The sequence below is a fragment of the Amycolatopsis sp. NPDC049688 genome (assembly GCF_040674975.1).
In the GTDB taxonomy this organism is placed as follows: Bacteria; Actinomycetota; Actinomycetes; order Mycobacteriales; family Pseudonocardiaceae; genus Amycolatopsis.
The window spans coordinates 1-20,392 of record NZ_JBFANY010000023.1 but is presented as its reverse complement, the minus strand read 5'-3'; the positions used below and the strand labels follow the sequence as shown (position 1 = coordinate 20,392).

Genomic DNA, 20,392 nt, shown 5'->3' with positions numbered 1-20,392 from the left:
GACAGGTATGCCCGGCAGGGTGGTCCTCATGAACGCATTCACCACGAAGAACTGGGAAGAGAAGATCGTCAGCGGCACCGAAGGCGGCCCCCGGGTGGCGTACGCGCACGCCACCTTCGCGTACGAAGGCGTCCTCGATGGCGAGTCGATCTGCGATCTTCTGCTGTACTACGCGGGCGAAGGGTACGACAGCGGCGAGACGACGTCGCCGAGCTTCGAACGCTTCGAGGGCAAGGTCGACGGTCGCGAAGGGACGTTCGTCGTGCGCCACGAGTACACGTTCGACGCGAAGGGCATCGCCTCGACGTTCACCGTCGTGCCGGGTTCGGGCACCGGCGAGCTGGCCGGGCTGACCGGCAGCGGCACCGCCGGCGGCGCGCTCGGCGAGGACAAGGTGGCCTACACCTTCGAGTACACGTTCTAGGAGCCGCACGTGGACCGCCGTCAGGTACTCGCCTACCGCATCGCCGAGCACGGCCTGCACCGCTCGGCGAAGGACGTGGCCGACCTCGCCGTCGTCCGGGCCGGGCTGCAGGACAGCATGCGCGACACCGCGCTGCTCGCCCTGGCGGCCCGGCTCGACGGCCCGGTGTCCCTGGAGGACGAGCGCCTCGTCCTGGCCTGGACGCTGCGCGGCGCGCCGCACTACCACCTGCGTTCGGACCTGCCCGAGGCGATCCGCGCGCTGGTGCCGCTCGACGACGCCGACGCGCTGGCCCGGATGCTGTGGCAGCGCAAGGATATGGCGGCGACCAGGCTGGGCGCTGCCGAAGTGGTGTTCACCGCTGCCGCGGCGTTGCGCGAGGTCGTCACGAAACCGATGACGAAGGGCGCGGTTTCGACGGCGGTCACCCAGCGCCTGCCACCGTCGTTCTCGCGGTGGTGCCGGGGCTGCAACGCGACGCACATCCAGGAGCAGCTGATGCGCATCGCGGCCCCGCTCGGCGGCATCCGCCTGGTTTCGGGGGCATCCCCGGCGACGCTGGCCCCGCTGGAGGGCCGCGGCCGCCTGCGGAAAACCCCGGACCCGGCGGCGGCGACCGCGGTGATCGAGCGTTACCTGCGGCTGAACGGCCCGGCATCCCCGGGCGAAGCGGCGGAGTTCGCGGGTACGGCCCGCGCAGTGGTGGACCGCACGTGGCCCGCGGACCTGGCTTCTGTTTCGGTCGAAGGCAAGACCCGTTACCTGCCGGAGGGCTGCCTTTCGTCTTTGGAGAACCCGCCGGAGCCGGACGTCGTGCGGCTGTTGCCGCCGCTGGACCCGTTCATCCAGGCGCGGGACAAGGCGTTGCTGGTCCCGGACCCGTTGCGGCGCAAGGAAGTCTGGAAGATGCTGGGCAACCCGGGGGTGCTGCTCGCGGACGGCGATGTCGCGGGGACGTGGCGGACGAAGGGCAGCGGCGCGAAGCTGGCGTTCACCGTGACGGCGTTCGACCCGCTGCGCCCGGCGGTCCGCGAGGAAGTGGAGGCGGAGGCGGCCCGGGTGGCGGCGGCGCGGGGGTTCGAGAAGCACACGGTCACCTGGGCCGGCTGACCCGCCCGCGGGGGCGCCCCCCGTTTTCCACGCTACCAGCGGGCACCGACAGTTCCGGCCGCCCCAAGCGCCCGATGTGGCGTTGGGTGCGTTGGACGCACCGAACGCCACATTGAGGCCTTTCAGGACCGGCCTCACAGGCTACGCGCGTCGATGTCGCCGTAGGACGTGGTCGCCCGGATGGTCAGCCCCGCCGTGCCCTCGTTCTTCAGCGCGTTGCTGATCCGGCCGTACGTCGTGCCCGCGTCGAGGGAGGCCGAGACGCCCGGGGCCGCGCCGATCGTGATGTTGCCCGCCTGGGTGCTCAGGACCAGGTTGCCTGCCGATGCCTCGGCGATGCGGATGTCGCCCTTTCCGGTGGTGATCTCCGCCGAGCCGGTCAGCCGGCCGACCGAGACGTCGCCCGCGTGGGCCGTCAGCCGCAGGCTCGCCGCCTCGTCGAAGACGATCGAGCCGTGGGCGCCCGAGACCGTCACATCCCCGAGGCGGCCCACACCGCGCAGCGAGACGCTGGCGGCCTTGGCCTCCACCGAGGAACCCTCGGGCAGCGAAACGGTCACCTCGACCGCCCCGGACGGACCGAAGTACTGGTTCTTCGCCTCGAGCGAAACCCGCAGGACGCCGTCGTCGAAGGACACTGACGCCTCCGCAGCCGCCGCAACATCGCGGCTCTTCGCCGGATCCGCGGGGAGGACCTGAACGACCGTGTCCGAGCGAAGAGAAGCGTCGAACCGGACGCGGCCGGCGGGGATGTCGAGGACGGTGGTGATGGGGGCGGTGGTGGTGAAGGTCTGCATCGGATTCTCCTTGACTCGGTGTGTGAAACCACCTTCGCCGGACCCGCTGACACCGGAAGGCCACCGCGCTGACACCGACCCTGACACGCCGTCAGACGTCGACAGCCAGCCGATATCCCCGCTTCACCACCGTCTGGACCACCTTCCCGCCGCCCAGTGACGTCCGCAGCCGGCCGATCGCCGTCTCCACCGCGTGCTCCTCGCCGCCGCCCGGCAACGCCGAAATCAGCTCGCGCCGGGACACCACCCGCCCCGGGGACGCCGCCAGCGCACGCAACAACGCCATCGGCGCGGGGGCCACTTCGCACCACTCGCCGTCCACGATGGCCGCTTGGCCGCGCAGCTCGATCGACCGGCCACCCGCCCGCAGCCGCGGGGACCGCGCCACCAGGGTCTCCGCCACCGTCCGGGCCAGCGCGCCGATGCGCGCTCGGTGGGGCTGGACCGTCGGCACCCCCAAAGCGGCCAACGGTCCAGCCGTAATGGGTCCGACGCAGGCGGCCACCACCGGGCCGGACAGCGCCGTGACGAGCCCCGGCAGCCGGCCCGTGCGCCGGGCCAGTGCGATCAGCGACGCCGCCGCCGGCGCGCTGGTGAACGGCAGCGCGTGGATCGAGCCGTCCAGGACGCCGTCCAGGAGCCGGTCCACCGGGCCCGGGTCGACCGGGCCGACCCAGCGGTACACCGAGATCTCGATGACCTCCGCCCCCGCCGCCCGCAGCGTGTCCACGAAGTACGGCAGCGGCTCCCCGTGCAGCTGCACCGCGATCCGCATCCCGTCGACGCCCGACGACAGCAGGTGCTGCAGCAGCTCCGCGTTGCTCTCCGACGCCGGCGAGTACGACTCCGAAAGCCCGGCCGCCCGGAGCGCGCCGGTCACCTTCGGCCCTCGCGCCAGCAGCGACGCCGACGACAGCCGCGCCAGCAGCGAATCCCCCAGTCCCCACCCCTCGGCCGCCTCCAGCCAGCCGCGGAAACCGATGCCGGTGGTCGCGACGACCGCGTCCACCGGCGAGGACAGCAGCGCGGTGGTCGCCGCGTGCAGTTCGGTGTCGTCCGTCAGCGGCACGATCCGGATCGCCGGGCCGTAGCGGACGCTCGCCCCCTTGCGCACCAGCAGCGCGCCGAGCTCGTCAGCCCGGCGCGCCGCGGTGATGCCGATCACGAAACCGGCCAGTGGGAGCACATCGCTCACGGGCTCTCCACTTCGACGACGCCTTCCCGCACGCGCACCTCGTACACCGGCACCGAAACGTCCGAAGCGTCCAGGCACTCGCCGGTTTCGAGGGCGAACCGTTCTTTGTAGACCGGTGAGGCCACCACGGGCACGCCGTCCGCGTCGCCGACGATGCCGCGCGAGAGCACCGCCGCGCCGCTGCACGGGTCCCAGTTGGACAGAGCGTAGAACCGGTCGCCGGGCAGCCGGAAGATCGCCACCTGCACGCCGCCGTCGAGCAGCGCCGCCACCCCGGCGTACTCGGGCACCGCGCCGGCCGGGCAGATCGCCGTCCAGGTCCGCTGGATCGAAGTAGTCATCGACGCACCTCCGGCACTCCGAGCATCACGGGCACTTTCTGCTCCCGCTCCGAGCGGAACGAGATCGCCGGGTCGGGCGTGCCCGGCGCGTTGACGAACGAGGTGAAGCGGGCCAGCTTCTCCGGGTCCTCCAGGACGCCCTTCCACTCGTCGGCGTAGTTGTCGACGTGCTTGGCCATCGCCGCGTCGAGGTCTTCGCAGATGCCGAGGGAGTCGTCGACGATCACCGCGCGCAGGTGGTCGAGCCCGCCCTCGAGTTCCTCGATCCAGGGTGCGGTCCGCTGCAGCCGGTCGGCTGTGCGGACGTAGAACATCAGGAACCGGTCGATCGTGCGGATCAGCGTCGCGGTGTCCACATCGGACACCAGGAGGTCGGCGTGCCGCGGGGTGGTGCCGCCGTTGCCGCCGACGTAGAGATTCCAGCCGTTCTCCGTGGCGATGATGCCGAAGTCCTTGCTGCGTGCCTCGGCGCACTCCCGGGCACACCCCGAAACCGCGGACTTGAGCTTGTGCGGCGACCGCAGCCCGCGGTAGCGCAGCTCCAGCTCGATCGCGAGGCCGACGCTGTCCTGGACGCCGTAGCGGCACCACGTCGACCCGACGCACGACTTGACCGTCCGCAGCGCCTTGCCGTAGGCGTGCCCGGACTCGAACCCGGCGTCGACGAGCCGCCGCCAGATCAGCGGCAGCTGATCCACGGTCGCGCCGAACAGGTCGATCCGCTGGCCGCCGGTGATCTTGGTGTACAGCCCGAAGTCGCGCGCGACCTCCCCGATGACGATCAGCTTGTCCGGGGTGATCTCACCGCCGGGGATCCGCGGGACCACCGAGTAGGTGCCGTTGCGCTGCAGGTTCGCCAGGTACCGGTCGTTCGTGTCCTGCAGGGTCATCTGCTCGCCGCCGAGCACGTGCCCGTTGCCCAGGGTGGCCAGGATGGACGCCACCGCCGGCTTGCAGATCGCGCAGCCGCTGCCCGAGCCGTACCGGCCGATGAGCTCGCTGAACGTGGTGATCCGGGTGGCCTGGACGATCTCGAACAGCTCCGCGCGCGACTGCGGGAAGTGCTCGCAGACGGCCTTCGACTGCTCGACGCCGGCCGCGTTGAGCAGCTTGGACAGCAGCGGGACGCACGACCCGCAGGCGGTGCCCGCCCGGGTGCAGGCCTTGAGCTTCGGGACGGTGTCGCAGCCGTCCTCGTGGATGGCGTGGTTGATCGCACCCTTGGAAACGGCGTTGCACGAGCAGATCTGCGCCGCGTCGGGCAGGGCGTCGACGCCGACCGCGGCCCCGCCGCCCGCCGGGGCGAGGATCGCGCCCGGCTCGGCCGGCAGCGGACGCCCGACCAGCGCCCGCAGCGTGTTGTACTCGGTCGCGTCGCCGACGAGCACGCCACCCAGGAGCGTCTTGCCGTCGTCGGTGACCACGAGCTTCTTGTACGTCCCGGCGACCGCGTCGTTGACGGCGACTTCCAGAGCGCCCTCGGTAGCCGCGTGCGCGTCCCCGAAGGAAGCGACGTCGACGCCCATCAGCTTGAGCTTCGTGGACGTGTCCGGCTCCGGGAACGTCCCCCCGCCGCCGGTGAGCTGCGCGGCGACGATCTCCGCCATCGCGTAACCGGGCGCGACGATGCCGTACACGCGACCCTCGACGGCGGCGCATTCACCGATCGCGTAGATCGCCGGGTCGCTGGTGCGGCAGGAGGCGTCGGTGAGGACGCCGCCCCGCGGCCCGAGGTCCAAACCGGACTGCCGGGCGAGGTCGTCCCGCGGCCGGACACCGGCCGAGAACACGACGAGGTCGACGTCGAGCTCGGTGCCGTTGCCCAGCTTGGCCAGCAGCCGTGAGCCGTCGGCCTCGATGGCGTCGGTGGACGTTCCCGTGTGGACGGTGACGTCCAGGTTGGTGATCAGCCGCCGCAGCAGCGAGCCGCCGCCCTCGTCGACCTGCAGCGGCATCAGCCGCGGCGCCATCTCGACGACGTGCGGGGACAGACCCATGTCCCGCAGCGCCTTCGCGGCCTCCAAGCCGAGCAGGCCACCGCCGATGACGACCGCGGACCGGCGGCCGCGGCCCGGCTTGTCGACGGCGGCCGCGCGGATCGCGTCCAGGTCCTCGATGGTCCGGTAGACGAAGCAGCCGTCCAGGTCGTGCCCGGGCACCGGCGGCACGAACGGCCGCGAGCCGGTGGCCAGCACCAGGGCGTCGTAGGCGACGACGTCGCCGGAAGCCGTGGTGACGGTCTTCGAAGACCGGTCCACCGATACCGCCAGCTCGCCGAGCCGGAGGTCGACGTGGGAATCGCCGGCGTAGTCCGAACCCGGCAGGGCCAGCGTGGCCGGGTCCCAGGTGTCCACGTAGGACGTGAGCGCCACCCGGTCGTACGCCGGGCGCGGCTCCTCGGACAGGACGACGATGTGCCAGTTCCCCGCAGGGTCTTCCGCACGCACCGCCTCCACGAGCCGGTGGGCGACCATGCCGTGTCCGGCGACGACCAGGGTGGGCATCTCAGACCTCCGCTCCCGCGAGCGCCAGACCGCGCTCACTCGTGGGCTGTTCGGCGGGCTTGCGCAGGTAGACCGCCCAGGTGACGGCGAAGCACAGCCCGTAGAAGATCAGGAATCCGATGAAGGCGGGGACACCGCTCTTCGTGTCGGCGAACGACTGCCGGAAGGCGAGGTTGATGAACAGGCCGCCCTCGGCGCCGATCGCGCCGGCCAGGCCGATCAGCGCACCCGACAGGCGCCGTGCCTTGAGCAGCTCGGCCGCTTCCTCGGCGCCGTTGGCGATCGCCACCTTCGCCTTGGCCCGGAAGATCGCCGGGATCATCTTGTACGTAGAGCCGTTGCCGATGCCGGTGAGCACGAACAGCACGATGAAGGCGATCGTGAACAGCGCCAGGGACTTCGACGTCGACGCGAGGACCAGCACGACCGTGGCCAGCGCCATCCCGATGAACGTGAAGAAGGTGATCTTGCCGCCGCCGATCCGGTCGGCCAGCCAGCCGCCGGTGGGCCGGGACAGCGAACCGAGCAGCGGGCCGAGGAACGTCACCGCGGCCGCCTGCAGCGGGGTGCGGCCGAACTGGTTCTGCAGCACCAGGCCGAAGGCGAAGCTGTAGCCGATGAACGAGCCGAACGTGCCGACGTAGAGGAAGGACATCACCCAGGTGTGCGGGTCCTTGACGACCTCGCGCATCGCCTTGGTGTCACCCTTCATCGTGGCGAGGTTGTCCATGAAGAAGTACGCGCACAGTGCCGCGACCACGATCAGCGGCAGGTAGATGAACAGCACCAGCCGGGGCGCGGTGGCGCCCGCCGTGCCGATCACTAGCAGCCCGACCAGCTGGATCGCCGCGACGCCGAGGTTGCCGCCGCCGGCGTTGAGGCCGAGCGCCCAGCCCTTGTGCTTCTCCGGGTAGAAGGCGTTGATGTTCGTCATCGACGACGCGAAGTTGCCGCCGCCGACGCCGCCGAGCGCCGCGACCAGCAGGAACGTGCCGAGGGACGTGCCGGGGTGCAGCACGATCGCGGCCAGTGTGGTCGGGATCAGCAGCAGCACGGCCGACACGACCGTCCAGTTGCGACCGCCGAACTTCGCCACGGCGAAGGTGTAGGGCAGCCGCATCAGGCCGCCGATCAGGGTCGGCGTCGAGACGAGGAGGAACTTGTCGGCGGCGGAGAAGCCGTAGTCCTTGCCCATGAACAGGACGATGACCGACCACAGTGTCCAGATCGAGAAGCCGATGTGCTCGGCGAAGACCGAGAACCACAGGTTGCGACGGGCGACCTGCTTGCCCGTCGACTCCCAGAACTGCTCGTTCTCGGGTTCCCAGTGCTCGATCCAGTGCTTTCCTTGGTGCGCCACGGCGTTCTCCTCAGTGCGGGTCGGATCGGTCATTGCGCGGCGAGCCAGTTGGCGATGCCGCCGACGGTGTCGGTGCACCCGCCGCATCCCGTGGTCGCTCGCGTGGCCCGCGCCAGTGCGGGAGTGTCGGTGGCCCCGGCCTTCCAGGCTTCGATCAGCCGGCCCTTGGTGACGTTGTTGCAGCGGCAGATCACCGCCGCCGCGGGCAGGTCGGCGGGGCTGGCCGCCGGAGTGCTGCCGCTGGGCAGCGCGCGGCCGAGCAGGACGGCGAGCCGGTCTTCCGGCAGCGGCGTCCCGCGGTCGTGGAACTGGGTGATCGTGGCGGCCGCGTCGGGCAGGCCGAGCAGGATCGCCCCGATGACGCGGTTTTCGCGGACGACGAGCTTGCCGTACCGGCCACCGGTCGGGTCGTTGAAGGTGAGCACCTCGGCGCCGTTGTCGGATGCTTCGAGCTGGGTCTCGCCGAGCGCGGCGAGGTCGATGCCGCGGGCCTTGAGCCGGGTGACGGCCGTGGTGCCGCGGTAACGGGCCGCCGCGTTCGTCCCGGTCAGGACGTCGGCGAGGACTTCGGCCTGCTCCCAGGCGGGCTGGATCAGCCCGGCCGGGGCGCCCGGGTGGCGGGCGCAGTCGCCGAGGGCGTGGATGCGGCCGTCGCTGGTGCGCAGCACGTCGTCCACGAGGATCCCCATGTCGACGTCGAGCCCGGCGTCGACGGCCAGGCGCGTCTCGGCGCGGACGCCGGCGGCGACCACGACCAGGTCGGCCGGGACGAGCGTGCCGTCGTCGAGCTTGAGCCCGTCGCCGGGCAGGTAGCGCGCGGCCGTGGCCCCGAACTTGAACGTCACGCCCATGTCGGTGAGCTGCCGGGCCAGCACGTGGCCGGCGGCCGGGTCGAGCTGGCGTTCCATGACGTGCCCCAGCGGGTGCACGACGGTCACCTGGTTGCCGCGCCCGGCCAGGCCGCGGGCGGCTTCGAGGCCGAGCAGGCCGCCGCCGAGCACCGCGACCGGCGCGCCGAACCGGGCGGCGTCGAGGATCTTGGCGCAGTCGTCGAGGCTGCGGAAGGCGACCACGCCGGGCCCGGCTTCCAGGCCCTCCACCGGCGGGATCCACGGGTTCGCGCCGGTCGCGAGGACCAGGGCATCGTAGGCGACGGCGGACCCGTCGGCCAGCTCGACGCAGCGCTTCTCGCGGTCGATGCGTTCGACGTCGACGCCGAGCCGCAGGTCGATGTTGTGGCGCTGGGCCCACTCGTCGTCGTGCAGGCGAACGCTTTCGGCACTCATCCCGCCCGCGACGACGGCGGACAGCAGCACCCGGTTGTAGGCCGCGTGCAGTTCGGCGCCGAGGACAGTCAATCGGACCCGCTCGGCGATCGGGTCCCGGCGGCGGATTTCGTCGGCCAGCCGGGCGCCGGCCATGCCGTAGCCGACGATGACGACTTCACGGGGGGTCATGCGGCACCATCCACAGTAGACAGAGACACGGCACACACCTTGAACTCCGGCATCCGGGAAACCGGGTCGAGCGCCGGGTTGGTGAACAGGTTGGCGCGCTGCTCACCCGGGAAGTGGAACGGCAGGAAGACCAGATCGGGCTTGAGGCTCTGGACGAACCGGACCTTCGCGACGGTTTCGCCGCGCCGTGACCGGACCAGCGCGCGATCGCCTTCTTCGAGCCCGGCGCGCTTGGCGGTGTCCGGGTGGACCTCGACGAACGCCTCCGGCACGACTTCGTTGAGCTCGCTGATCAGCCGCGTCTGCGCGCCGGACTGGTAGTGCTGCAGCACGCGGCCGGTGGTGGCCTGCAACGGGAATTCGTCGTCCGGCAGCTCGGCCGGGCCGGTGTGCTCGACCGGCACGAACCGCGCGCGGCCGTCCGGGTGCGCGAAGGCGTCGAGGAACATCCGCGGCGTCCCCGGGTGGTCGTTCTCCGGCACCGGCCAGTGCAGGGCCTCACCGGTGCGCAGCCGGTCGTAGCTGACGCCGGAGTAGTCGGCGATGCCGCCCTTCGAGGCGATCCGCAGCTCCTCGAACACCGTCTCGGCGTCGGCCGGGAACCGGCCTTCGGGCTGGCCCAAGCGGAGAGCGAGCCCGTTCAGGACGTCGAGGTCGGAGCGGACGCCCGGCGGCGGCGTCAAGGCCCTGCGCCGCAGCAGGATCCGGCCTTCGAGGTTGGTGAGCGTGCCGTCCTCTTCGGCCCACTGCGTGACCGGCAGGACGACGTCGGCGAGCGCCGCGGTCTCCGAGAGCACGAAGTCGGCGACGACCAGGAAGTCCAATTCGGACAGTCGTTCTTGGACGCGCTGCGATCGCGGCGCCGAGACGACCACGTTGCTGCCGAAAACCATCAGCGCCTTCGGGCCGTTCTCCTGACCGAGCGCTTCGAGCAGTTCGGTGGCCGAGCGGCCGGGGCCGGGCAGGCTGTCCGCGTCGACACCCCAGACGCCGGCGACGTACTCGCGCGCGGCCGGGTCGTCGAGCTTGCGGTAGCCGGGCAGCTGGTCGGCCTTCTGGCCGTGCTCGCGGCCGCCCTGGCCGTTGCCCTGGCCGGTGAGGCAGCCGTAGCCGGCGCCCTTCCGGCCGGGCAGGCCGAGGGAGAGGGCGAGGTTGATCCAGGCGCCGACGGTCGCGGTACCGGTGGCGTGCTGCTCGGTGCCGCGCGCGGTGAGGATGTAGGCGTTGCGGGCGGCGGCGAGCTTTTCCGCGGCGAGGCGCATGTCGGCGGCCGAGACGCCGGTGACCCGCTCGGCACGCTCCGGCCACCAGCTCGCGGCGATCCGCCACATCTCGGCGAACCCGCTCGTCCGGTCGTCCACATAGGACTGATCGAGGTGCCCGCCTTCGACGACGGCGTGCAGGATGCCCAGGGCCAGCGCGAGATCCGTGCCCGGCGCGGGCGCCAGGTGCAGGCTCGCGAGTTCGGCGGTCGGGGTGCGCCGCGGGTCGACGACGATGAGGTCGGTGCCCCGCAGGTGCTGCGTGAACGGCGGCATGGTCTCGGCCGGGTTCGCCCCGGCGAGCAGCACGACGTCGGCGTTCTTCAGATCCGTGACCGGGAAGGGCATCCCGCGGTCCGCCCCGAAGGCCTTGATCCCCGCGGCGGCGGCCGAGGACATGCACCACCGGCCGTTGTAGTCGATCTGCGACGTGCCGAGCGCGACGCGGGCGAACTTGCCCAGCAGGTAGGCCTTTTCGTTGGTCAGCCCGCCGCCGCCGAAGATCGCGACCCCGTCCGGGCCGTGAGTTGCCTGCGTCTCACGCAGTTTCCGGGCGACGTGGTCGAGGGCGAAGTCCCAGCTGACCGGCTCGAGCGCGCCGTTCACGCGCAGCATCGGCGTGGTCAGCCGCTTCGGGGACGTGAGGAGGCTGCCGGAGGTCCAGCCCTTCTGGCACAGGCCACCAGCGTTGACCGGGAAGTCCCGCGGCGTCACCCGGGCGCCGTCGAGGCTCATCCCGCACTGCAGGGCGCAGTACGGGCAGTGGGTGTCGACCTGCGGCATCGGGCACCTCCTCGGCGGTTCGGGCTTGCCCTGACGCTAAGGAGGCCGTGTTAACCGGATTCGACCGAATGTTTCAGGCAGTTGACATTACGGCGGTGTGTCCGGCGCCCGGCCGGTGAGATCGCCGTCCACTGGCCGGGAGTCCGGAGGTCAGCGGCCCTTTGCCGAGATGACCCGTGACCTTGCGACGTCGGTCACAAGCGGCCCCAGCCGTCTTGGTCGAACAACCGCCGCTCGAACCACCACGGCCCGTCGTTGAGCGGGTCGGTCCGGGACAGCGCCCACCACCCCGAAGCCCGATTGTGGCTACGGCCGGTAGTACCGGCCGTGTTCTGGCTTCGTATCGGGGTTGCGGGGAGGTCTGGGTGGGGGCCCGTTACAGGACGCCTGACACCTCGCGGGCCGCTGCGCGCAGGCCGTCCAGTGAGGCCTGTGTCGACCTCGGGTTCAACGCGTTCGAAGCCAGCCGGAACAGCACCGCGCGCAACAACAGCTGTGGCCACTCCGGCAGGTGGGCCCAGCGTTCGAGCAGGTCACGCCCTGCCCCGGCCCACGCCAGTGCGTCCACCGCGACGATCGCCGCGCCGTATTCGCCCGGGCGGTAGTACGGCACGAAGTCGACCAGGCCGGGGCTGGAATCGCCGTCGAACAGCAGGCCCGCCAGGAGCTCGCCGTGGGCCACCTGTGCCGGCAGGCGGATCGGGCGGCGGGCGGGGGCCAGGACCTCGAACCAGCGGCCGCCCTTCGTCTCCTCCAGGGGGACCTCGAGTTCCTCCCAGGCCACGCGATCCGCGACCGCGTCGACGTCGGTGCGGGCGTCGAGGAAGTCCGGCTTCGGCAGGCCGACCGTGGCGCGGTGCAGCTTCACCGCCGCCAGCACGGACGCGTCACCCCGGTGCTCCGGCGTGCCGGGGACGAACCGCGACGCCGTCCAGCCGCCGACGATCCAGCGGCCGTCCGTCGACCGGACCGGCTTCCCGACCCGCAGGCCCGGCTCGCGGACGTAGTCGAGCGCGTGTGCGGTCCAGAGCGTCTTGACCTTGTCGGTGACCGGCTTCAACACGAGGTCGCCGCAGCGCCACGCCGTCGAATCCGGCAGGCGGGCAGCGTCGTCGGCGGGGCCGCCGAAGGCCGCGCAGACGTGCGCCGGAGGACGTTCGAGCATTGACCGCACGGCCGTGACGTTACCCGGCCGGGGTGTTCCACGAATGAGAAGACGCGCTGCTCACACGGGTTTCCCGGCCGGGTAAAACTCACACTGTCAGTAGGTCGGCAGGCTCGGGTCGATCTGCTTCGCCCAGGCGAGCACGCCGCCGCCGAGGTGCGTCGCGTCCTTGAAGCCGGCCGCGTGCAGTGCGGCGAGGGCCTCGGCGGACCGGGCACCCGACTTGCAGTGCAGCACGATCGGCTTGTCCTGCGGCAGCTCGGCCAGCGCCTCGCCCGAGAGGATCCGGTCCTTCGGGATCAGCGTCGCGCCCTTGATGTTGACGATCTCGTACTCGTGCGGCTCGCGGACGTCGATCAGGGCGAAGTTCTCGCCGCTGTCGAACTTGGCCTTGAGCTCCGCCGGGGTGATCGTGCTGCCCGAAGCGGCCGAAGCAGCTTCGTCCGACACGACCCCGCAGAACGCCTCGTAGTCGATCAGCTCGGTGATCTTCGGGGTGTCCGGGTCCTTGCGGATCTTGACCTCGCGGTACTTCATCTCCAGCGCGTCGTAGCTGATCAGGCGGCCGAGCAGCGGCTCGCCGATGCCGGTGATGAGCTTGATCGCCTCGGTCACCATGATCGAGCCGATGGACGCGCACAGCACGCCCAGCACGCCACCCTCGGCGCAGGAGGGGACCATGCCCGGGGGCGGCGGCTCCGGGTAGAGGTCGCGGTAGTTGAGGCCCTTGCCGTTCGGCGCGTCCTCCCAGAACACGCTGACCTGGCCTTCGAACCGGAAGATCGAGCCCCAGACGTACGGCTTGCCCAGCAGCACCGCGGCGTCGTTGACCAGGTAGCGCGTCGCGAAGTTGTCGGTGCCGTCGACGATCAGGTCGTACTGCTCGAAGATCTCCAGCGCGTTCGACGAGTCCAGCCGGTCGGTGTGCAGGTGCACCTTGACCAGCGGGTTGATCTCCGCGATCGACTCCTGCGCGGACGCGGCCTTGAGCTTGCCGACGTCGGACTGGCCGTGGATGACCTGGCGCTGCAGGTTCGACTCGTCCACGACGTCGAAGTCGACGATGCCGAGCGTGCCGACCCCGGCGGCGGCCAGGTACAGCAGCGCGGGGCTGCCGAGGCCGCCGGCCCCGATCACCAGGACCTTCGCGTTCTTCAGCCGCTTCTGCCCGTTCACCCCGACGTCCGGGATGATCAGGTGACGGCTGTACCGGGCCACCTCTTCCTTGGTGAGCTCGGCAGCCGGCTCGACGAGCGGCGGCAGTGCTGACATGGGTCCTCCATCTCGCGCGCGGATCGCGTCCATCCCACTATGCACAACGCGCGCAGGCAAATATGCCTTCCCGCGTCCGGATGGTGGGACGCCCGCTTACTGCGGCTGCGGCGTGGGGTTCGGCCAGGAGTTGGTCTTGCAGATGCGGCCGTCCTTGGCCACCTTGCCCTTGTCGCCGCCGGGGATGTCGTTGAGCATCGACACGTAGTCGTCGGAGACGCCGAAGGACTGCTGCATCATCACCGGCGCCGGCTGGTCGTTGCCGCCGCAGCCGACGTGCTGGTTGCCCAGGGCGTGCCCGACCTCGTGGTTGATGGCGTACTGCCGGTACCCCGTCATGTCGGCGCCGTAGGCCTTGGCGCCGCGCACCCAGCGGGCCAGGTTGATCAGCACCCGGCCGAGGCTCTTGCGGTAGCAGGACGCCTCGAACTTGATCTGGAACCCGCAGGCGTCCGGCCGGTGCGTCGTCTCCGGCGTGGTGAGGCTCACCCTGAACGACGGGTTCGGGAAGTTGCCGTCCACCCGCTGGAACGCGATCTTGCCGTCCCAGGTCCAGCCCTGCGTCGGATTCGACAGCGTGCCTTGGACGGCCGTGGCGAAGGCGTCGTCGCCGGCGTAGCTCGCCGGGTCGATGCCGTCCTCGACCTCGACGGTGTAGGTGTAGAGCTTCCCGTTGCCGATCTTCGGGCCGGTGCCCGGGACAACGTGCCACTTGCCCGCGCCGGCCTGGGTGAACGGGATGCCCTCCGGCAGGTCCGCGGTCGGCACCTTGAGGTCGACCGGGGTGGCCGGGTTCTCCGGGATGGCCTGCTCGCCGTTGCCGTCGATGGCGCCGCCGGAGCTGTCGCCGCCCGCCGACTCGGCACCGGGCGCGCCGGCGCCGGTGCCCTGCTCGGCGATCGGCTGGGCCGGGCTGTTGGCCGTGTTGACCACGACGAGGACGGTCAGCACGACCAGGATCGGCAGGGCGTAGACGCGCCAGCCGTAGGTCTTCGTGAGCTTCGCGACGCCGGACTTCGGCGGCGGATCCTCCTTCTCCCGCGCGACCGGCACGTCCGGCTTCCAGGAAGCGCTCAGCGGCTCGGCGCTGGTCCGGCGGCTGCCCGGGCGGTAGCGGTCCTCGCCGACGCGCTGCGCCGGCGACTTCGACGGGCGGTACTGCCCGGTGCGCGGGGGGTCGGCGGGCTCCGGCGTCCGGCGGGCCGACGCGCGGTGGGGAGCCCGCCGATCGTCGCCTCGCGCGTCCTGCTTCACCCGGTCCACCGCACCAGAGTGCCACAGCGCCACCGAACCGTTATCGGCGACTGGCGGATCATCGAGTGAACTCACCGTCCCCCGATCGGGTCACCAGGTGCCCGCTTCGACGTGCTCCCACATGCCCAGGACGGCCTTGGCGACGACGACCGGGCGCTCCATCTGCGCCACGTGCCCGGTGCGCGGGAGCACCAGCAACCGGGCCCGCGGGATCGCGCGCGCGGTCCGCGCGGCGCGCTTCACCGAGATGACGCGATCCTCCCGGCCCCAGACGACCAGCGTCGGCGCCTTGACGAGCGGCGCGACCGACCACAGCGACGCCTTCCCCAGCGTCGACCACGCCCGGAAGATCGCGAAGGTGCTCCGGGCCATCGCGGGCGCGGCCCAGGCGAACCCGGCGCGGGCGCCGTGTTCCTCGGTCAGCTCGTCGAGCCGGCTTTCCGGGAACCGCGACGGATCGGCGAAGCACAGCTTGATGACCTGCGCGGCGCGTTCCCGCGGCCCGAGCGCGGCCAGCTGGGCCCGCACACGCGCGCCGACCAGCGGCAGGTAGGCGAGCGCCATCCGCGGGTCCGACAGCCGCCGCGGGTCGAGGCGCAGGTCCGGCACGGCCGGCGAGATGAGCGTCAGCGTCTTCACGAGCTCGGGTTTCTGCGCCGCGACCAGCAGGGCGATCGCGCCGCCCATGGAGTTGCCGAACAGGTGCACCGGTCCGCCGACCGCCTCGACGTGCTTGGCCACGACGTCCGCGTGCGCCTGCAGCGTGAAGTCGAAGCCTTCTTCGGGCTCGGAGTAGCCGAACCCGGGCAGGTCGATGGCCGTGCCGCCGGCGACCGGGGCGAGCAGCGCGGCCAGGTCGGTCCAGTTCGTCGACGAGCCGCCGAGTCCGTGCACGTAGACGGCGGGCACGCCGTCCGGGCCCGGCGTGCGGCGGACGTGGAGCCGGGCGGTGCCGACCTCTTCGAAGGCCGCGGGCCACGGCGGCGGGACCGGGTCGAGCGACGGCAACGCCCTGGTCGAAAGCGGCACGTGGGTCAGCGGCGGCCGCGCCGGCACGGGGGTGTTCACGGATCCAGAATGCCCGACCCTTGGCGCGGCACACGTACCGGCGAGTAATCTTCAGGGCGACTTCACGCGGTGGCGACCCCGCCCGTCGAAGAAGACGATGACGGGAGGACGAAGCATGACGGAGATGACGCGGCTGCAGCAACGCGGGGTGCGGCTGCCCCGGACCGAGCGCCGGGCCCAGCTCCTCGCCGCGGCGCAGCGGGTCTTCGCCGAAAACGGTTACCACGCCGCCGCGATGGACGAGATCGCCGAGGTCGCGGGCGTCTCGAAGCCCGTGCTGTACCAGCACTTCCCCGGCAAGCTCGATCTGTACATCGCGCTGCTGGAGAGCCACGTCGACGAGCTGGTCAAGCGCGTGCAGAACGCCCTGGACTCGACGACGGAGAACAAGCAGCGCGTCCCGGCCACGGTCGGCGCGTTCTTCGACTTCGTCAGCAACGACGCGGGCGCGTTCCGGATGGTGTTCGAGTCGGACCTGCGCGGCGAGCCCGCGGTTCAGGAGGCGGTCGACCGGGCGACGTCGGCGAGCGTGGACGCGATCACCGAGACGATCACCGCGGACGCGGGCCTCGACGAGGACAAGGCGCGCCTGCTGGCCGTCGGGCTGGTCGGGATGAGCCAGGTCAGCGCGCGGTTCTGGCTGGCCCACCACCAGTCGATGAGCCGTGAGGAGGCGGTGGCCCTGACGGCCAACCTCGCCTGGCGCGGCATCGGCGGCGGCTTCCCCCTCAAGGACTCCTGACCCGCTCACTCCAAGGGCCCCGATGTGGCGTTGGTTGCGTCCAGCGCACCGAACGCCACATCGGGGCGCTGGTCAGCGGACGGCGGCGCGGACCAGCGCGCTGATCCGGCGCGCCACCTCGAAGGGCCGTTCCTGCGGGAGCATGTGCCCGGCGCCCGGGAACCGGACGAACTCCGCGTGCGGCAGTTCGTCGGCGATCACCTTCGCGTGCGGCAGCGGGCAGAGCCGGTCCTTCTCCCCCGCCAGCACCACCGACGGCACGTCGCAGAGCGCGCCGAGTCCGCCGACGCCCCGGTGGGCCGCGATGGCGTCCAGGAACAGCCCCGCGCTGGCCGGGTGCGCACGCAGCAGCTGCTCGACGACGCTGTCCACCTGCGCCCGCCCCGGCCGGTCGCCGAAGACGAGCCGCCGGGCGCCCGAGCGGACCAGTCCCGGGCGCAGCCGCAGCGTGTCGCTCCGGAGTCCGGCCAGCAGCTTCGCCACCCGCGGCTCGAAGCGCGTCACGCTCCGGCCGACCAGGCCGGGGAACCCCAGCGTCAGCTTGTCCATGTCGCCCGACGACGTCGCCACGAACGCCGCGCCCGCCAGCCGCTCGCTGACGAGAGCCGGGTGCCGTTCGGCGAGCACCATCAGCGTCATGCCGCCCATCGAGTGCCCGGCCAGGACCAGCGGCCCGGCCGGGACGCGGTCGGCGATCAGCTCGGCGAGGTCGTCGGCCAGCCGGGCGATCGTCGCCCCGCCGGGCCGGGCCGGCGACGAGCCGCCGTGGCCGCGCAGGTCGTAGCGCAGGACGCGCACGCCGGGGTCGAGGTGCGGTCGGACGAAGTCCCACGTCCGGTGGTCCTGCGTCCAGCCGTGCACGAGCACCAGCGTGACCGGCGAGCCGGCGGGCCCCTCCTGGGAAACGTGCAGCTCCGCGCCGTCGCTGGTGACGAACCGGCCGGGCGCGAGGACGGTGGTCATCGGCCCGCCGGGAGCAGGAACGACTTGCGCCAGAAGTACTTGCCGGGCAGTCCGACCAGGCCGGACTCCTGCAGGAACGGCATGATCTTTTCGCCGGCCCACGCGATCGTCCCCTGCCAGTGCGGGTTGTTCAGGGCCGCTTCGACGCCGTCGCGCGGCCGGATGCCGACCGCCTTGTAGACGTCCGGGTTGATGAACGCCCGCGTCACGAAGTACGAGATCAGGGCGATGATGAACTGCTGGTAGGCGATCTCGGCCTTCGACAGCTTCGCCATGCCGCGCGTGACCTCTTCGCGGGCGAACGTGACGTGCCGGGCTTCTTCCAGGACGTGGATCCGGTTGACCATCCGGACCAGCGGCTGGACGCCTTCGTCGTTCATCTGCTCGCGCTGCAGCCGGTCCAGGACCTCCTCCGCGACGAGGATCGCGCCGTAGCGCGCCGGGCCGTAGGAGATGGTCGGCATGAGCTTCGCCAGGCGCCGCAGCCACGGCACGGGGCCGTAGGCGGGGCAGCCGATCCGCGCGGCCATCCGCGCGAACATCGTCGAGTGCCGGCATTCGTCGGCGATTTCGGTGAGCGCGAACTGGGCGTGCGCGGACGTCGGGTCCTGTTCGTAGACCTCCTTGAGCAGCATCTGCATCAGGAGGATCTCGAACCACAGGCCGGTGGTCGCGACGCTCGCGACCTCGTGCTTGCCCAGCTCGATGCGCTGGTCCGGGGTCAGCTTGTCCCAGAGTTCGGTGCCGTAGAGGGAAGAGCGCTCTTCGAGGATGAACCGCTTGCCCTCGACCAGCGGCGCGGTCCAGTCGATGTCGACGTCGGGGTCGTAGAACTTGTTCGCCGACGACTTCAGCAGGCGGTCCGCGGTCTTTTCGCGGTCCGGTTCCTTCAGCGTCCGCGTCATTGCCGACACCCCTTCCGGATGTGTAACTTGAGGTAACAGTTACCTGTGCGTAGCATGACCCTCGTGATCGAACGTGTCAAGCGCTCAGGCAAGCAGCCCGGCAGGTCCTCCCGCGGCGAGGAGGCGACCGGCGACGCCCGGCGCGACCGCTGGCGCAAGCACCGGATCGCCCGGCGCAAGGAGTTCGTCGAAGCCGCGCTGCGGGCCCTCGACACGCACGGCCCGGAGCTCGGCATGGAGGACGTCGCCGCCGAAGCCGGCGTCACGAAACCGGTGCTGTACCGGCACTTCGACGACAAAGCCGACCTGTACGTGGCCCTCGGCCAGCGCGGCACGGAGATCCTCTTCGAGCGGCTGATCCCGGCGATCAACGCGGAACTGGCGCCGGTGCCGCGGATCCGGATGGCCCTCGACGCATTCTTCACGGTCATCGAGGAGCACCCGAACCTGTACCGCCTGCTCGCGCACGGCCGGCCGGAGAAGCCGGTCTCGTCGGACGTCGTGGCGGAGGACAAGGAACTGATCGCGACGGCGCTGACCGCGCTGCTCGGCGACTACATGCGGATGTTCAACATGGACTCCGGCGCGGCCGAGCCGTGGGCGCACGGCATCGTCGGCATGGTCCAGAACACCGGCGAGTGGTGGCTGGACCGCCGCTCGATGAGCCGCGACGCGGTCGTCGAGTACCTGACGCAGATCATCTGGGCGGCGATCGACGGCCTGACCCGCCAGAACGGCGTGGTCATCGACCCGAACCAGCCCCTGGAAGCCAACAAGGTGGTCCAGCTGGGCCGCGCCTCGGACCCGTTGGAGGAAACCTCATGAGCGAGCACGAGCACGACGAAGACGGCTACCGCGGCCCGGCCACCCTGGTGGTGGACGGCGTTTCGCTGACGGTGGAGGTCGAGCTGCGCGGCTACTTCCAGCCGATCGACGGTTATTACCGCTGGTACGGCCGGGTGGCGGTGAACGAGGAGCTCACCCGCCTCGCGGGCGGCAAGAAGAAGACCGTGTCGATCCAGGCGGGCTCGCACGCGGCGACGGGCGAGCTGTCGGACCCGGACCCGTGGGGCCGCTACCGGATCACGGGCACGAGCACGCCGCCGTTCCACGTGCCGACGACGTTGGAAGAGCTGAACGCTTAGGGGAAGCGCGGGCCCGGCAGCTCCACGCCGGGCAGCACGCCGTTCGCGATGTCCGTGGCCCGCCACTTCGGCACGTTCAGCCGGACTGCCGTGACCGGCGCGGCCAGGAAGGGCGCGGCCTCCGGGACCTTGGCGACGAGCAGTTCGCGCACCCGGGCGTCCTCATCGGCTCCGACCACCTCCGCGAGCGCCTGGGCCTGCACGAACGGCTGCATCGGCGAACCCGTCGAAACGACGACCGAAACCACCGGGTGCTCCCGGATGGCGGCCAGCGTCCGGCCGCGGTCCTCGAGCACGAGGTTCAGGGTGAACTCGCCGCTTTCGGCGAAGTAGACCCCGCCGACCCACGGCCCGCTACTGCCCGAGGTGGCGAGGAACAACGACTTGTGCGCGGAGAGAGTGCTCCGCACGAGATCCGCGACGGCGGCCGGCTCGAGAGTGGTCACCGGCCGAAGCTAGGCGGCGAAAAAGCGACACTCCAAGCAAAACACCACAATCCGGTGAAACCGGGAAGGCCGCCCCCGGCTGGGGGGGGGGGGGGGTGGTGGGGGGGGGGGGGGCCCCCCCCCCAACCCCGGGGCGCCCCCGACGGCCGCGCCCGCCGGCGCGCCCGCAGGGGCGGGCGGGGGGGGGGGGAGGAGCGGA

Annotated in this window: 19 protein-coding genes; 5 read left to right on the top strand and 14 right to left on the bottom strand. The window is 71.4% G+C overall.

Going from position 1 to position 20,392, the window contains the following annotated elements:
• Nucleotides 1-28: 28 nt before the first annotated feature.
• Nucleotides 29-424 carry a DUF3224 domain-containing protein gene (locus AB0J55_RS41995; RefSeq protein ID WP_364262419.1) on the top strand — a complete coding sequence of 132 codons (396 nt, stop codon included), beginning with the start codon at nucleotides 29-31 and terminating at the stop codon, nucleotides 422-424.
• A 9-nt stretch (nucleotides 425-433) separates the two neighbouring features.
• Entirely contained in the window at nucleotides 434-1,534 is a 1,101-nt protein-coding gene (locus tag AB0J55_RS41990) for a crosslink repair DNA glycosylase YcaQ family protein (protein WP_364262416.1), read from the top strand.
• 134 nt (nucleotides 1,535-1,668) lie between these two features.
• Here the strand turns inward: AB0J55_RS41990 and AB0J55_RS41985 are convergent, their stop codons facing one another.
• The 11 genes from AB0J55_RS41985 to AB0J55_RS41935 form a co-directional block, all read right to left on the bottom strand.
• Nucleotides 1,669-2,331: a DUF4097 family beta strand repeat-containing protein gene (locus AB0J55_RS41985; protein WP_364262412.1), complete on the bottom strand. Its 663-nt coding sequence runs from the start codon at nucleotides 2,329-2,331 to the stop codon at nucleotides 1,669-1,671.
• Between the two features lie 91 nt (nucleotides 2,332-2,422).
• On the bottom strand, nucleotides 2,423-3,526 hold the full coding sequence (locus tag AB0J55_RS41980) for a uroporphyrinogen-III synthase (protein WP_364262409.1): 1,104 nt from the start codon (nucleotides 3,524-3,526) through the stop codon (nucleotides 2,423-2,425).
• On the bottom strand, nucleotides 3,523-3,867 hold the full coding sequence (nirD, locus tag AB0J55_RS41975) for a nitrite reductase small subunit NirD (RefSeq protein WP_364262406.1): 345 nt from the start codon (nucleotides 3,865-3,867) through the stop codon (nucleotides 3,523-3,525). The genes AB0J55_RS41980 and nirD overlap by 4 nt, the downstream gene beginning before the upstream one ends.
• Nucleotides 3,864-6,371 (bottom strand): nitrite reductase large subunit NirB, encoded by a 2,508-nt coding sequence (gene nirB / locus AB0J55_RS41970; protein ID WP_364262403.1) that lies wholly within the window; start codon nucleotides 6,369-6,371, stop codon nucleotides 3,864-3,866. The genes nirD and nirB overlap by 4 nt, the downstream gene beginning before the upstream one ends.
• Before the next feature lies 1 nt (nucleotide 6,372).
• Nucleotides 6,373-7,764: a nitrate/nitrite transporter gene (locus AB0J55_RS41965; RefSeq protein WP_364262400.1), complete on the bottom strand. Its 1,392-nt coding sequence runs from the start codon at nucleotides 7,762-7,764 to the stop codon at nucleotides 6,373-6,375.
• Entirely contained in the window at nucleotides 7,761-9,188 is a 1,428-nt protein-coding gene (locus AB0J55_RS41960; RefSeq protein WP_364262397.1) for an FAD-dependent oxidoreductase, read from the bottom strand. The genes AB0J55_RS41965 and AB0J55_RS41960 overlap by 4 nt, the downstream gene beginning before the upstream one ends.
• Nucleotides 9,185-11,233, bottom strand: coding sequence for a molybdopterin oxidoreductase family protein (locus tag AB0J55_RS41955; protein ID WP_364262394.1), 2,049 nt, complete (start codon nucleotides 11,231-11,233; stop codon nucleotides 9,185-9,187). Before AB0J55_RS41955 ends, AB0J55_RS41960 begins: the two co-directional genes overlap by 4 nt.
• A 376-nt stretch (nucleotides 11,234-11,609) precedes the next feature.
• Nucleotides 11,610-12,407 (bottom strand): TIGR02569 family protein, encoded by a 798-nt coding sequence (locus AB0J55_RS41950; RefSeq protein WP_364262391.1) that lies wholly within the window; start codon nucleotides 12,405-12,407, stop codon nucleotides 11,610-11,612.
• 87 nt (nucleotides 12,408-12,494) lie between these two features.
• The gene (gene moeZ, locus AB0J55_RS41945) at nucleotides 12,495-13,670 is read right to left on the bottom strand and encodes an adenylyltransferase/sulfurtransferase MoeZ (protein ID WP_206795548.1); all 1,176 of its coding nucleotides are present in this window, start codon (nucleotides 13,668-13,670) and stop codon (nucleotides 12,495-12,497) included.
• Between the two features lie 96 nt (nucleotides 13,671-13,766).
• Nucleotides 13,767-14,933, bottom strand: coding sequence for a DUF3152 domain-containing protein (locus AB0J55_RS41940; protein WP_364262388.1), 1,167 nt, complete (start codon nucleotides 14,931-14,933; stop codon nucleotides 13,767-13,769).
• Nucleotides 14,934-15,014: 81 nt separating this feature from the next.
• Nucleotides 15,015-15,992 carry an alpha/beta fold hydrolase gene (locus AB0J55_RS41935; protein WP_364262385.1) on the bottom strand — a complete coding sequence of 326 codons (978 nt, stop codon included), beginning with the start codon at nucleotides 15,990-15,992 and terminating at the stop codon, nucleotides 15,015-15,017.
• Nucleotides 15,993-16,107: 115 nt separating this feature from the next.
• Here AB0J55_RS41935 and AB0J55_RS41930 point away from each other — a divergent pair, with 115 nt between their 5' ends.
• Nucleotides 16,108-16,734, top strand: a complete 627-nt coding sequence (locus AB0J55_RS41930; RefSeq protein ID WP_003095505.1) for a TetR/AcrR family transcriptional regulator — start codon at nucleotides 16,108-16,110, stop codon at nucleotides 16,732-16,734.
• A gap of 72 nt (nucleotides 16,735-16,806) precedes the next feature.
• Here AB0J55_RS41930 and AB0J55_RS41925 read toward each other — a convergent pair whose 3' ends face one another.
• A complete protein-coding gene (locus AB0J55_RS41925; RefSeq protein WP_364262382.1) occupies nucleotides 16,807-17,697 on the bottom strand; it encodes an alpha/beta hydrolase in 891 nt (296 codons plus the stop codon).
• Nucleotides 17,694-18,602, bottom strand: a complete 909-nt coding sequence (locus tag AB0J55_RS41920; RefSeq protein ID WP_364262379.1) for a diiron oxygenase — start codon at nucleotides 18,600-18,602, stop codon at nucleotides 17,694-17,696. The genes AB0J55_RS41925 and AB0J55_RS41920 overlap by 4 nt, the downstream gene beginning before the upstream one ends.
• A gap of 54 nt (nucleotides 18,603-18,656) precedes the next feature.
• Between AB0J55_RS41920 and AB0J55_RS41915 the strand changes: the two genes are divergently transcribed.
• Together AB0J55_RS41915 and AB0J55_RS41910 are read left to right on the top strand one after the other, a co-directional pair.
• Nucleotides 18,657-19,427, top strand: a complete 771-nt coding sequence (locus AB0J55_RS41915) for a TetR/AcrR family transcriptional regulator (RefSeq protein WP_364262376.1) — start codon at nucleotides 18,657-18,659, stop codon at nucleotides 19,425-19,427.
• Complete coding sequence (locus AB0J55_RS41910) at nucleotides 19,424-19,747, top strand: DUF4873 domain-containing protein (protein ID WP_364262373.1); 324 nt, start codon at nucleotides 19,424-19,426, stop codon at nucleotides 19,745-19,747. The genes AB0J55_RS41915 and AB0J55_RS41910 overlap by 4 nt, the downstream gene beginning before the upstream one ends.
• Here AB0J55_RS41910 and AB0J55_RS41905 read toward each other — a convergent pair.
• Nucleotides 19,744-20,193, bottom strand: coding sequence for a pyridoxamine 5'-phosphate oxidase family protein (locus AB0J55_RS41905; protein ID WP_364262370.1), 450 nt, complete (start codon nucleotides 20,191-20,193; stop codon nucleotides 19,744-19,746). The genes AB0J55_RS41910 and AB0J55_RS41905 overlap by 4 nt on opposite strands.
• Nucleotides 20,194-20,392: the final 199 nt, after the last annotated feature.